We start from the raw sequence: 12,364 nt of genomic DNA on the forward strand, positions 1-12,364 counted from the left end.
TGCGGACCGGGTTTTTCTTTGCTTGTATACTTTGGGCCGTGACAATGAACGGCAAAGTTGCAGTCATCACGGGTGGATCGCGCGGCATTGGTTTTGCCATCGCGCAGGCGCTCGTCGGTGAACACTGTTCGGTAGTGATCACTTCGCGCTCGGCCGCGCAGCTCCAGGTAATCGCTAAAACTTTTCAGGCAAGCGATACGACGGTTCTGCCGTGTGAGTGCGACGTTCGGAACGAGAGTCACGTCAAGCGATTGTTTGCGCTCGTCCGTAAGAAATTCGGTGCTCTCGATTTTCTGGTGAACAATGCGGCGATTTACGGACCCGCCAAGCCGCTGGCTGAAGTATCACTTGAAGGTTGGCGCGAGACCCTGGATATCAATCTCACTGGAATGTTCCTCTGCACCAAATACGCGCTGCCGCTCATGAAGGCAGGCTCAGTCATCGTCAACAACCTGTCCGTCGCAGCCTATCAAGTTTTTCAAAACTCAGCGGCCTATATCGCCAGCAAGCAAGGAGCGCTCGGGCTGACGAATGCCACCCGCGAGGAAGTTCGCGAACGCGGCATCCGCGTTGTAGCGCTTGTGCCCGGCGCAACCGACACCGATATGTGGAACCAGTTCTGGCCGGGCGCACCGCGCGAGAAGATGATGTCGCCCGATGATGTGGCAAACGTCGTCGTCAACGCCCTCAAAATGCCGAAAGGCACTTCCGTCGACGAAATCCGGATCATGCCGGCAAGCGGGAAGCTTTAGCGATAGAAATAGCGATAGCGTCGCGGTCGCGTGGGGAACAGCTTAATCAGCGCAATGCCGGAAACGAACCCGCCGACGTGCGCCCAGAAAGCGATTCCGCCGCCGCCGCGCTGGCTGGCCTGAACAATCGAGGATGCGGCGCCGCTCAGGAACTGGCCAACGAACCAGAATCCCAAAACAACCCACGCGGGAAGCCAAACGAAGAAGACGAAGAAGAAGGGAACCAGCGTAAGCACGCGCGCGGATGGGTAAAGAATGAAGTACGCGCCCATGACGCCGGCGATGGCGCCGCTCGCGCCAACGCTTGGCACATTTGAGTTCGGGTTCATGACGATGTGCAGGAACGCCGCGCCAAGGCCGGTCAGCAGATAGAACAACAGGTAGCGGAAGTGGCCGAGATAGTCTTCGATGTTGTCGCCGAAGATATAAAGGCCCCACATGTTAAAGATCAGGTGCAGCCAACCGCCGTGAAGGAACATCGAGGTCAGCACGGGAACGAAGGCGGTTGTTGCTGTTGCGCCGCGAGTGCCATGCAGAAATTCCGTCACCTGCAGCGGACGCATTCCAAAGACGCTGTTGATCGCATTCAGGTCGGTTGTAATCGCAAACAGGAACACGAAGATATTCAACGCCAGTAGAAAGAAGTTGATATATGGCGTGGTGTAACGCGGCGCGTCGTCGCGAATCGGTATCATCGTCGGGCCTGAGTGCTTGCGAACAGGCGTTCAGATGAGACTGATGCCGTTCGAGTTCCCCAAAATTTGACCAAAGGCGCCATGACCGTCCACGATAGCAACGGCATGAACGGAGTCATTGTCATAAACAAACCCGCCGGGCTGACCTCGCACGACGTGGTCAATCGTGTCCGCCGGATCAGCGGCGAGAAGTCTGTCGGACATCTCGGAACGCTCGATCCGATGGCGACTGGAGTGTTGCCACTTGTTGCTGGACGAATGACTCGCCTTGCTCAGTTTTATACCACGTCGAATAAGTGCTACGAGGGCGAAATACGTTTCGGATTTTCCACCGATACGTACGACGCCGAAGGCGAACCCAGCAGCGACTCGTGCAGCGTGAACCTGAGCCTCGACGAAATTCGCAAGGCGGCCAAATTCTTCGTCGGCCGAATCGAGCAAATGCCGCCGCCGTTCTCGGCAAAAAAGATCCAGGGCGTTCCGGCTTACAAACTGGCCCGCAAAAACCGCGACGTCGAACTCAAGGCTGTCGAGGTCGAAGTCCGCGAATTCGAGATCACGACTTTCGAGGGTGACCGCGCTCGATTCACGTCCGATGTTTCCTCGGGGACCTACATCCGTTCGCTTGCCCACGACCTTGGCCGGAAACTCGGCTGCGGTGCGCACCTGTCCGCACTATGCCGCACCCGCAGCGGCGAGTTCGGATTGGAGGACGCCATTACCCTCGAGGCACTGGAGCAGGCCGCTGCCGATGAGACTTTTGCCAGTTTGCTAGTCCATCCGCGTCGGCTGTTGCCGAACTTCCCATGCGTCACCGCCGACGAGGAGAACGTCGCCCGGATCAGCAACGGGCGCTCGGTCAATCTGCCCGACATGTCGAAAGCGAAACTCGTGAAAGTATTCGCCGGCCAGTCTGACCTCATCGCCATTGCATCAAGGGTGGCTGGCACGCTGTTCCACCCGAAGGTAGTCCTGATGCACTTGCAATAACCCCCTCCCCCATGCCTTCAATGGAATCAACAACATAGGTGAAGGGATCTCTCCATTCGCGTTGCAAACAAACGTACTTAGATCAAAAGATCACAGAATTTGTCACTCCCGCGATGATGCGGGACCGAATTCCGTCCCTAGCTCAAGTCTAGCGAAATCAGGTGGGGTACTATGCCAACGATCTGACATTTATATTTGCCGTCGATTGAGGAATTTGCGCTGATTTAGCGGCCCAGACCCACTTGACATGATTTTTCCGCGGAGGACTTTTGCGTAAAATCTTGTGGTTTGTATTCCTGTTTTGGGCCTGCTCGTTGGTTGCCGAGACGAAGCCGACGACCATCGGATTCGAACTCATCGACAACCGAATCTTCGTCGACGTCAAGCTGAACGGCAAGGGTCCATACAGGATGATCTTCGACACGGGAGCCGTCGCAGGACTGGCGACGAACACCGCCCAGGCAGCCGGACTTGCTGTACAAAGCTCGGACGCCGATGTGGTCGGAGTCGGCGAGCAGAAGGTCCAGATGGGGCGGACGATGGTGGATCGCCTTGAGTTCGGGCCGGTCGTGCTTGAGAAGCAGGAGTTCCTGGTGGTTCCGATGGACGACTCGGCGCAGGTGTTTGGCACGAAGCCGATGGAAGGAATCATCGGGCAGCCTGTGTTCGAAAAATGGGTGGTGGCCATCGACTACGACGCGAAGACGCTGACGTTCACCCGGCCCGAGTTGTACCGGGCAAATCCGAAGGCGATCGCCATTCCGTTCACGCGTCCGGACCAGATACCGCTGGTCGAGGCGGAACTGGACGGAATCACGGGCACGTGGGGAGTGGATACCGGTGCGAGAACAGCACTTATAGTCGCCAATAAGTTCGGCGATTCCAACAAGCTAAGGGAGAAATATAAGGCGCAACTGGAAGGTATTACCGGCTGGGGATTAGGCGGCCCGGTGCGTTCGCTGTTAGCTCGCGCAAAGAGCTTCAAGATAGGTACGGCGGAGGTGAACGACATCATCATCCGGCTCTCGACACAGAAAGCAGGCGCACTCGCGAGCGCGAGTTACGCCGGACTGATCGGCCCCGACGTGCTTCGTCAATTCAAGGTCACCTTCGATTACAGCCGCAGCACCATGTACCTGGAGCCGGGCAAGTCGTATGGTATGCGCGACTCGTTCGACCGCAGCGGCATGTGGATGGGCCAGACCGGCGATTACTTCGAAGTCCTGGACGTGATTCCGTCCGGACCCGCCGACGAGTCAGGCATCAAGAAGGGCGACCGAATCACGGTAATCGATGGCGTGCCGACGTCAAAGTTATTGCTGCCGGCCGCGAGAGACCGGATGCGCAAGCTGGCGCCGGGAACGAAAGTTACAGTGAAGATCAAGTCCGGGCAGACAAGCCGAGAGGTAATCCTGGTACTTCGTGATTTAGTTTAGGTCGCACTTATTGTGCGGCCTCTATCTGGGGTGTGCCCAAATCCAGGATCTTCTTCCGCAACCCCTCGACCCAGCCGACCTGAAATTCAGGATGAACTGTCCGGGCTGAATGCAACGCGCGCTCGTATGCTGAGCGGGCTTCCTCATTGCGGTTCAGCGCGATCAGTACATCGCCCAGAACGGCATCCGACTCTACAGCATTCGGTGACAGTTCCACCGCACTTTGAGCTTCGACCAGAGCTTGTTCAGGATCGCCTTGGGCCAGCAAGTCCCATGCTTTCTGCCGATGCCCAATGGACGCAGCGGCTGGGATCTCGAAGTGTCCGTCAAAGACGAAAACACCGTTCTGAATTACGCTGGTCGGCTTGATCGTCTTGAACTGCTCGTAAGGATTCAGTTCGCCGGGGCCGAACTCGAATCCAGAAAGATTCGCGGCGCTGATCAGAATGGTGCCGTCAATCATCGCAGGTGTGTCGTAGAACTTTTCGTTTACCCACATGGCATCGGGCGTAGGCAACGGCTTGCACGGGATTCCGTAATAGCTGGTGTCGATAACGCCTTCGGCAAAATACACGAACCAGCATTGCTTGATGCCGCGAGCGTCCAGGTACCGCTTGGTGGCTTTGAGTTGATGCGCCCAATCGCTGTTGGAATCGCTCAGCAGCCACCATGCGTTCTTTTGTCCGCCCCACGCTTCATTGACATACGAAATGTAACTATCGGGGAATGCTCGCAGTGAAGTCACAACCTGGAACAAGATAAGCGCGGCGAACACGTAAGCCCAGCGACGATGCAGCTTTACCAGCGTCACGGCTGCGCCTCCGATCAGGACGCCGAGGAATGCATAAATTGGCAGGATGTGCCGTACGCCAATATTCATTGGGGAACTCATCGCCACCGCGAGGTACAGCACGACCGGAACGGTGAGAAAGAGGATCTCCCGCCAGCGTGTGAGTTTCCGGCTGGCGATGGCCCATATCGCGATCGCCACCAGAATCAGGAATGCCAGGGTGGACTTTATGACGATGGCGGCAGGGAAGTAAAACCACACGCCATGCGGATACGTTTTGCCAAGCACGAAGCTTCGATAGAAGTCGCCGGTCATGCGCACATCAGCCAACCCATACAGATACGACTCCGGCAGCAAGTGGAACCGGGCCATCGTCGTCAGTACCTTTGCTTCATTCGGACGCGAAAGCTGGGCGATGTATTGCGCCGAGGGCGGGTTTAGTTGCAGTCCCGCGGGGCGGGCGGCGTACCGGAATCCATAGAACGCCCACAGAATCGCAAGCGCCACGACGGCAACTATCGCGAGTGCACCAACGTAATAAAGGACTCCCAGTCGCCGTTCTTCGGTCTCGGAAGCTGAACCCTTGCGGCTCAAGAAGTAGTCGCAGATCGCAAGAACCAGAAGGATCGGAAACACCAGTACGCCGGTGTGCTTGGCCGAGAGCGCGACTCCGGCAACCAATCCGACCAGCACCAATCGCCATATCGAAGGACGCTTCACGTACCGGTAAAACGTATAGACGCTCGCAAAGAGGAAGCAGGTCAGCGCGGTGTCGGTGGTAACGAAGGCTCCATGTGCCACTTGATTTGGATTGAAGACGAGCAGTCCCAGCGCGACGAAACCCGCCACGGTGCCGAACATCTCGCGCCCAGCGAGAAAGACGAAGAGCGCAAGCAACAGCGTGAACGTGGCGACGGCCATCCGGGCCCGCAAGAGCATGGCATCGGCATCGTTTTTGAAGAGAAAGTCTTTGCCGCCGAGAAAGGCTTCGTGCTTGAACTCGCGGTTCTGCAACGCGGGACGCTGAAGCTGCATGTTAAGAATGGGGAAGGCGGCCACCATCTTCACCATCGGCGGATGCTCGGGGTTCAGCCCAAAGTCGCCGGTCTTCCAGGACATGTATCCGGCGTAGAGGTGGTCCTGCTCATCCCACGAGCAGGAACTAGCGCGAACGAAGGACACAACCTGAACAAGAAGAATGGCTAGAAGCCCGATAACCCCAAGCAGGACAGCACGGCGTCGGAATTGGCTCACGTTGAGGACCTTTGGATGTGATTCGCTCCCGCCGATTAGAGCACACGCCTACGTATAGCTGAGAGGATTGACGTCACATTGCTTTGGCTAACCCTGGCGCGAACGCCAATGGGCTTCGGCGCTTATAGATGTAGCCGGCGATGAAAAGGTCGAACGTCACGCAGAAGACGCCATAGGCGAGTGGGATAGCGGTTAACTGTCCCGCCTCACCTGCGGCGTACACACCGTGCGCGTGAAGTTCGTGGATAAGGTCCCAAATACCATGAAAGACATAGCCGGCAACTAGCGCGTAGGGCAGTCGTAGGCCAACCAGTCCTAACACGACAAACACCAATACCGCGATGGTTTCAGCCCGCCAAGCTGTGTCGGCTCCGAAGTAGGCGGCGAAGGCGAGATAAAGTGCAGCGATCATCCAAAGCAACAAGCCGTAGAAAATCCGCTCGGCTTTCGGAGAGAACCTTCTCGTCAGCGTGATCGATCCGATCGCGGCCAGTACACCAAGCACCACATAAAGAACGACGATTACAACGAAACCCACTATGCGCAGTTCCAAATGCTCACCCTCTGCACGGTAGGCGCTATGGCCAGTTGCATCTTCAGCCGCGTCGTGCCGCATCAATCGTGGCGACGTCGATCTTGCTCATTTTCATCATGGCATCGAAGGCGCGTTTTGCCTCAGCGCCGCCGGCGGCCATCGCCTCGGTGAGGGTGCGTGGAGTGAACTGCCACGAGAGGCCCCAGCGATCCTTGCACCAACCGCAAGCGCTTTCCTGGCCGCCGTTGCCGACGACCGCATTCCAATAGCGGTCCGTTTCTTCCTGATCTTCGGTTGCGATCTGGAACGAGAACGCCTCGCTGTGCTTGAAGATCGGGCCGCCATTCAGGCCGAGGCAGGGAATTCCGAACACGCTAAATTCCACCGTAAGCACATCTCCGGCCTTGCCGCTTGGGTGATCGGAAGGCGCCTTGTGGACGGCGGTCACTTCGCTGTTCGGAAACGTGGCGGCATAGAACCGCGCGGCATCAAGCGCGTCCTTGTTAAACCACAAGCAGATGGTGTTCTTTGGCTTCATCTACGAGAGTCTCCTTTTGCTATCTGAGCGAGCCGCTAGCAGAACAGTATGTTGGAAGCAATTGCGGCAGCGACCCCACGTGGTCATCGTAAAACATCATTGGCCGCCTTGTCTGACGAGTCGGTACGAGGCAACAGGGCATGGACGCGGATTGCGCCCGGCGTTGGGGGCTTAGGAGGAAGCTTTGCTTCAGCCCCAAGCTTATGAATAATGTCCGATAACAGATATTATGTAAAGTACGAGATTGGAGCCGATCCCTTTGGGATCACGAAGGCTGGCCGAACCGAACTGATGTAGATGTATTGGTCAGACAGGAATTTGGCTTTGATTCGGCGTAGAGTGATGCCGTGAAATTACTCTTTTCTACGACCCTGCTGATTGGATTACTGGCGCCTTTCTCATACGCGCAACAACAAGCAAAACCACCCACCCTGTTGGTTCACGCTGCACAGTGCCTCCTTACGAAAGACTTTGCCGCTCTTCCCAAAGCTAAAGCTCTAGATTTCGGCTTCGTGCTTGACACGAAATCTTACCCTGGTCAGAAGATGCTCTACGTCGTCAACTACACAGGCCCTGACCGCTCGAACGGCATGATCTTTACCCTGTTCCTTGAGCGGCGCCAAAGACGGCAGGTTTTCAACATTCAGAACAACGGGACGTTCGTGAGATCCAAGAAAGGCGTTGACTTCACTAATTCTCCGTTAGGTGGGATTTGGACACAGGAGCATCTCGTATCAGCCATTAAGCAAATTGAACAAGGGTCACGCTATACGATTCCTGTCAAGGATTTGCGCGCTCCAGCCGTCGAGATCGAGTGCGCGTCTTATGCGGACCGATCGTGAGTCTGACCAGTCGGCAGCAGACAGCATTTATGGCTATTCGTCGGTTCCTGACATGAATTCTGGTTCTTGACTGTCATTCTTTCTCAGTGCCGTCCGGTCGTTTCCTGACAACAATTTTGGCTTCCGACAGAGTTGCCTGGCACCTGCTCGAAGTTGCTGACGGTGCACTCTCGACAGGTTCGGCCATTGCACAGGCGATCATGCGTAAAGACGCTTGGCTGGTACTGTGGCCAGCGAGTTTACTCCTCGCCGTTCTTCTCACATGTCGGAGGTGCGATCTTGGGATTTGTTTCGATGCGCGCGCCATGAGTAAATTGTCTGAAAAAGTATGCAAGTTCTTGCAGCAGGCCCAGCCTTAAGCGCCCCCCTTCGTTTAGGTCAAGTTCAACATTTCATGAAGCTAATTCGAGTCTCCAGAGTGGACTCCTGAATGCTGCATCCATCCCACACTCTTCTACAAGGATGGCAAATGGCACGTAAGACTGGGGTTTTGTGCAGTATTGTGTTCACTCTTCTTGTTTTGTTCGCTTCGAGTGGAGTGGCCCACGCAACGTCTGGGTTGGGGCAGACCTTTGTGGCACCCAATTCTAGCAATTACCTTCAGAGCGTCTACACCGGTAGTTTGTCAGGTGGGACCATCAGCGCACCGTACACGTTTTCCCTTTACGCGTTCGCGGGCAATACCTTGGTCGGCGCGCCGCTGTTTGAAGAATCGCTGAATGGACCCGTATCGTCTGGTCTTACGATCGATATCGGGGAGCAGTTGACGGCCGGGCAACAGTACGTCTTTCTCCTTTTGACTAGTGCTGGAAGTGTTGCCGCGGATGGGGACCAGCATATTGCAGATGGCAACCTCATTTCTTGCACTGGTACGAATTGTTTTGCGCCGCTCGGTAGTACAACTGATGTCCAAGGGTTTGCGCTGAACTTCTCGGATGCACCCAACTCCGTGCCAGAGCCGTCCACGATCGTGTTGCTTGGAAGTGGTGTTCTTGGATTCGCTGGAACGATCCGGCGCAAACTTCTTAGCTAAGAATTGAGCATGTGCTTAAAAAAGAGCCGCCCCAGTGGCGGCTCTTTCTGTCTGCGTCACACCGTGCGAAAGACGTCAGACTTCATCGCGGACGGCGCCAATTTACTCGACTTCTGACACCGGCCGAAGTGCTGCGCTTTTGACCTTCGTCGAATGCAGCAAGGCGAGCTTCCAGGTGTTCCCCGACCGGCGCAGGATCGCACTTTCCAGGTATTTCCGGCTACGCGAGCCATTCTTTTTCTCGGTCGAGTCTGATTTCAGGAAGTAAACGGCGTAGGCTGTGTCACCATGAATCTTGACGGTCCGGAAGTCGAACTCGTCCGTCCGCTTGTACTCGATGTCCGCGGACGGCATCAACGCGATATCGCCGTCGATATCGAGCAATGCACCGTCCTCCAGCAGCAGATAGTCGTCGGTCAGCATCGTCCGGTACTTCTGCTTGTCGAGATCGCTGAACGCGTCGTACGCGCTCCGAATGACCTGCTTGATGGCTTCGGTCTGGTCTGCGGCATTGGCCAGTGGAACCACGGCAGCCCCAAGCACAATCGCTGCGGATCCCTTCAGAACCTCGCGTCGTTTCACGGTTGATCTCCTGTGGGCACGCAAGTATAGCGGGTCGAAGCCGGTTATTTTGCGTCCTGGAGGATCACGAAGTCGCTTTTCGGGCGTTCCTGCTCCCACTCAGCCCAATCTTCGCCAAAGAGTTCGATTGGGTGCTGAGTTCGAATAGTGCCATTGCCGCAGCGGAGCGAATCGGCCGGGCAGTACAGATCGCATCCCCAGCAGATGCGTTCAGGGTTCTTAGGATGTAACGGAATCTTGGCCATACTTCAAGTATCGCTTTAAGCGAAGGTGGTCCTTACCTCTCGATATGTACCTACTGTAGGCCTGTTTGGCGGGTATGGATGTGTCAAAAGTCACACGTGAGTTCAATAAATACCCGATGTCTACTCAACCGCGAAGACCGCGTGCACGGTGGCCGTTTCCTTGATCTTCACGGGGAAAAGTTGAAGCATGGGAACTACTACAGCGCTCGAGACGGCCGCGGTATTCAGGCTGAAGTTTCGTCCTGCATACCGAAGCACATCGGGAGCCCTATTATTCGCGTATACGAGCTCTCCGAGCTTAGTTCCCAGACCCTTCGCCATCTGATCGGCAATCCGGCGGGCTTTAGCCAACGCGGCAGCGCCTGCCTCAGCCTGGAGTGCTGCGTGATCAGAAAGCTCCCAGTCGACGTCCTTAATCCGATTCGCGCCCGACTTCATCACCAAGTCCACGAGTTTTTGTGCCTCCGAAGCCGGTAACTTAACTTTCCATGACTGCTCCGCTTCAAAGACTTGAGTTTTCCGTTGCTCCTGAGTCCATTTCTCTTTGTCGTCTTCCTCAATACGGCGCACGAGGATGTTTTCTGTCTCAATTGCTTCCTTTGGGATGCCACTATCGAGCATGGCCTTGAGCACACGTTCCGATGCACGAATATTGTTCTCGTACGCCTCCTTGCTGGTGGCACCGTAGTTCTCGAAAGCGAACGTGACGGTGGCCATGTCCGGTTCGGCTGTGGCGGAAGCGTCGGCGGTGACGGTGATGGTTTTATTGGCACGGCTAACCTGAACTTCTTGGGCGGAGAGATTGATTGCTGATGCGACAACAAGGAGTATAGCCAGCTTTAAGTAACGCATGAGTTCCCTTTCGACCCAGGATGGCGCTGTTGTACACCACTGGTCCGCTGGCGTAAAGTGCCGGGTTCACACCGTTTTCCGCCACGTGCGCCGCTCCAGTACAATTCCCTGCTGACCAATTCTTAGGGAGGACTGCCCGATGGCGCATAATCATCCGCCGAAATTTCTGGCGATTGTGGACGACGCGAAGAAACGAGTGCGCGAGTGCACCGTGGACGATGTGAAGAAGAAGCTGGAAGCTGGCGAGAAGTTCGTACTGGTGGATGTCCGCGAGGACAACGAGTGGGCGGCCGACCATCTGCCCGGCGCGGTTCACCTTGGCAAAGGCGTGATCGAACGCGATATCGAGAAGGCTATTCCTGATACGGCTACGCCGATGGTCCTCTATTGCGGAGGCGGCTTCCGTTCTGCGCTTGCCGCCGACAACCTCCAGAAGATGGGCTATACCAACGTGATCTCCATGGACGGCGGCATCCGCGAGTGGCGGGAAAAGGGCTACAAACTCGAGAAGTAGATTGACTTAGCTAAGTCTAGCTAAGATAATATCTCCATGTATACAGTGCACCAAACCAAGACGAACTTGTCAAAGATCCTCCGGGAGGTTACTGAGCAACGCAAAGAGGTCGTCATTGCTCGTGGCAATGAGCCGATTGCGAAGATCGTCCCCATCGATAAGAAGGTTCAGCGCAAGGTCGGGACAATGAAGGGCAAGTTGGTGGTGGAGGACTCGTTCTTCGCTCCCTTATCGGATGAGGAACTGAAGGATTGGGGCATCGAGTGATTCTTCTCGATACTCATGTGCTTGTCTGGTTTCTGAACGGCGACCCGCGACTTCCTGATGCGGTCAAGACAATCATTTTGGATGAACCACAGGTGTACGTATCTGATGTATCGTTCTGGGAAATCGGCATCAAGGCGCGCCTGCCGAAACGTGGTTCTGCTTTCCTGCTTAAAGGGCGTCCTATCGAAACCGAAGAAGACGTGAGGAAGATCGTCAACGAATGTGGCGTACAGGGCTTCCTCACCTTGCCCATCACAACTGAAGCAATCCTCCTTGCTCCCTTTTTAGGAGGCGAGCACAAGGACCCGTTTGACCGAATGCTGGCCGCTCAGTCGCTTGTGCCAAGTTTCATGACGCTCGTCAGTGCGGACAAAGTATTCGATACGCTCAGTCCGAATCTCAATCGGTACTGGCCAGGCGAAAGCGGAGACGATGCTGCCAAGCGGAAGAAGCCCAGTAAACGGGCTACCTAGTCGCGCTACCTGCTCGGCATCTTCTCCAGCCGCATATAAGTCACCTGAGCAACTGCCACTTCCCTTCCATTTCTGTCGCGCATCGTGACGTTGATCGGCACCAGCGTGCGTCCGAATTTTATGATCTTGGCTTCCGCCGTAACCTCCGTCAGGCACGGTGCCAGGAAGCGGATGTTCATGTCGGTCGTGGTCATCACCGCATCCGGACCGGTCATAGTCAGCACGGCGACACAGGCCGTGGTATCGGCCAGGGTCATGAGGAGGCCGCCGTGGAGAGAATCGTAGATGCCGTGGAGGTTGGTACGGTTCGGCATGGAAATGGTCGCTTCGCCCGCGCCCAGCGACTGAATGGTCATCTCCAGGCTGCTGGAGATTGGAATGGTGTGGAACTTCTGTCGGACGGCTTCGGCGGCTGCGGAGTCGAGCATTGGCATCATTCCCAATTTAGCACTCGTGAATAGGACAAAATGTCCCATCCATGGGCGAGTAGGACAGTCTGGCCCAATGCGCCCATTCCTTCGACAGGCACACCCAATCTTTTCAGCAACTTACAGTCAAACGAGTTT

The 12,364-nt window shown here is 55.8% G+C and carries 16 protein-coding genes; 8 read left to right on the forward strand and 8 right to left on the reverse strand.

Annotation, left to right across the window (positions count from 1 at the left end; genetic code table 11):
• Positions 1-44: 44 nt before the first annotated feature.
• Positions 45-752 (forward strand): SDR family NAD(P)-dependent oxidoreductase, encoded by a 708-nt coding sequence (locus tag VN577_02685; protein ID HWR13705.1) that lies wholly within the window; start codon positions 45-47, stop codon positions 750-752.
• Here the strand turns inward: VN577_02685 and VN577_02690 are convergent.
• The gene (locus VN577_02690; GenBank protein HWR13706.1) at positions 749-1,447 is read right to left on the reverse strand and encodes a rhomboid family intramembrane serine protease; all 699 of its coding nucleotides are present in this window, start codon (positions 1,445-1,447) and stop codon (positions 749-751) included. The genes VN577_02685 and VN577_02690 overlap by 4 nt on opposite strands.
• Positions 1,448-1,528: 81 nt before the next feature.
• Between VN577_02690 and truB the strand changes: the two genes are divergently transcribed.
• Both truB and VN577_02700 read left to right on the forward strand, forming a co-directional pair.
• Positions 1,529-2,437: a tRNA pseudouridine(55) synthase TruB gene (gene truB, locus VN577_02695; GenBank protein ID HWR13707.1), complete on the forward strand. Its 909-nt coding sequence runs from the start codon at positions 1,529-1,531 to the stop codon at positions 2,435-2,437.
• 269 nt (positions 2,438-2,706) lie between these two features.
• Positions 2,707-3,873, forward strand: coding sequence for an aspartyl protease family protein (locus VN577_02700; protein ID HWR13708.1), 1,167 nt, complete (start codon positions 2,707-2,709; stop codon positions 3,871-3,873).
• 7 nt (positions 3,874-3,880) lie between these two features.
• Here the strand turns inward: VN577_02700 and VN577_02705 are convergent, their stop codons facing one another.
• From VN577_02705 to VN577_02715, 3 genes are all read right to left on the reverse strand, one after another.
• The gene (locus VN577_02705; GenBank protein ID HWR13709.1) at positions 3,881-5,917 is read right to left on the reverse strand and encodes a glycosyltransferase family 39 protein; all 2,037 of its coding nucleotides are present in this window, start codon (positions 5,915-5,917) and stop codon (positions 3,881-3,883) included.
• A gap of 73 nt (positions 5,918-5,990) precedes the next feature.
• A complete protein-coding gene (locus tag VN577_02710; protein ID HWR13710.1) occupies positions 5,991-6,470 on the reverse strand; it encodes a DUF6010 family protein in 480 nt (159 codons plus the stop codon).
• A gap of 43 nt (positions 6,471-6,513) precedes the next feature.
• Positions 6,514-6,990: a VOC family protein gene (locus VN577_02715; GenBank protein ID HWR13711.1), complete on the reverse strand. Its 477-nt coding sequence runs from the start codon at positions 6,988-6,990 to the stop codon at positions 6,514-6,516.
• 347 nt (positions 6,991-7,337) lie between these two features.
• On the opposite strand from VN577_02715, the gene VN577_02720 reads away from it, so the two are divergent.
• Positions 7,338-7,832 (forward strand): hypothetical protein, encoded by a 495-nt coding sequence (locus VN577_02720; protein HWR13712.1) that lies wholly within the window; start codon positions 7,338-7,340, stop codon positions 7,830-7,832.
• 538 nt (positions 7,833-8,370) lie between these two features.
• On the forward strand, positions 8,371-8,865 hold the full coding sequence (locus tag VN577_02725) for a PEP-CTERM sorting domain-containing protein (GenBank protein ID HWR13713.1): 495 nt from the start codon (positions 8,371-8,373) through the stop codon (positions 8,863-8,865).
• 102 nt (positions 8,866-8,967) lie between these two features.
• Here the strand turns inward: VN577_02725 and VN577_02730 are convergent, their stop codons facing one another.
• The 3 genes from VN577_02730 to VN577_02740 form a co-directional block, all read right to left on the reverse strand.
• Entirely contained in the window at positions 8,968-9,447 is a 480-nt protein-coding gene (locus tag VN577_02730) for a nuclear transport factor 2 family protein (protein ID HWR13714.1), read from the reverse strand.
• 44 nt (positions 9,448-9,491) lie between these two features.
• Entirely contained in the window at positions 9,492-9,692 is a 201-nt protein-coding gene (locus VN577_02735; GenBank protein ID HWR13715.1) for a DUF3079 domain-containing protein, read from the reverse strand.
• Positions 9,693-9,812: 120 nt separating this feature from the next.
• On the reverse strand, positions 9,813-10,544 hold the full coding sequence (locus tag VN577_02740; GenBank protein ID HWR13716.1) for an SIMPL domain-containing protein: 732 nt from the start codon (positions 10,542-10,544) through the stop codon (positions 9,813-9,815).
• A 139-nt stretch (positions 10,545-10,683) separates the two neighbouring features.
• On the opposite strand from VN577_02740, the gene VN577_02745 reads away from it, so the two are divergent.
• Genes VN577_02745 through VN577_02755 form a run of 3 tightly spaced genes read left to right on the forward strand, consistent with a single transcriptional unit; the run spans position 10,684 to position 11,798 of the window.
• On the forward strand, positions 10,684-11,058 hold the full coding sequence (locus tag VN577_02745) for a rhodanese-like domain-containing protein (GenBank protein HWR13717.1): 375 nt from the start codon (positions 10,684-10,686) through the stop codon (positions 11,056-11,058).
• Positions 11,059-11,094: 36 nt separating this feature from the next.
• Positions 11,095-11,325: a type II toxin-antitoxin system prevent-host-death family antitoxin gene (locus tag VN577_02750; protein HWR13718.1), complete on the forward strand. Its 231-nt coding sequence runs from the start codon at positions 11,095-11,097 to the stop codon at positions 11,323-11,325.
• Positions 11,322-11,798, forward strand: coding sequence for a type II toxin-antitoxin system VapC family toxin (locus VN577_02755; protein HWR13719.1), 477 nt, complete (start codon positions 11,322-11,324; stop codon positions 11,796-11,798). The genes VN577_02750 and VN577_02755 overlap by 4 nt, the downstream gene beginning before the upstream one ends.
• A gap of 5 nt (positions 11,799-11,803) precedes the next feature.
• On the opposite strand, the gene VN577_02760 is transcribed toward VN577_02755, so the two are convergent.
• Positions 11,804-12,226 carry a PaaI family thioesterase gene (locus tag VN577_02760; protein HWR13720.1) on the reverse strand — a complete coding sequence of 141 codons (423 nt, stop codon included), beginning with the start codon at positions 12,224-12,226 and terminating at the stop codon, positions 11,804-11,806.
• Between the last annotated feature and the right edge of the window lie 138 nt (positions 12,227-12,364).

Source organism: Terriglobales bacterium (assembly GCA_035561515.1).
Taxonomy (GTDB): domain Bacteria; phylum Acidobacteriota; class Terriglobia; order Terriglobales; family Acidobacteriaceae; genus DATMXP01.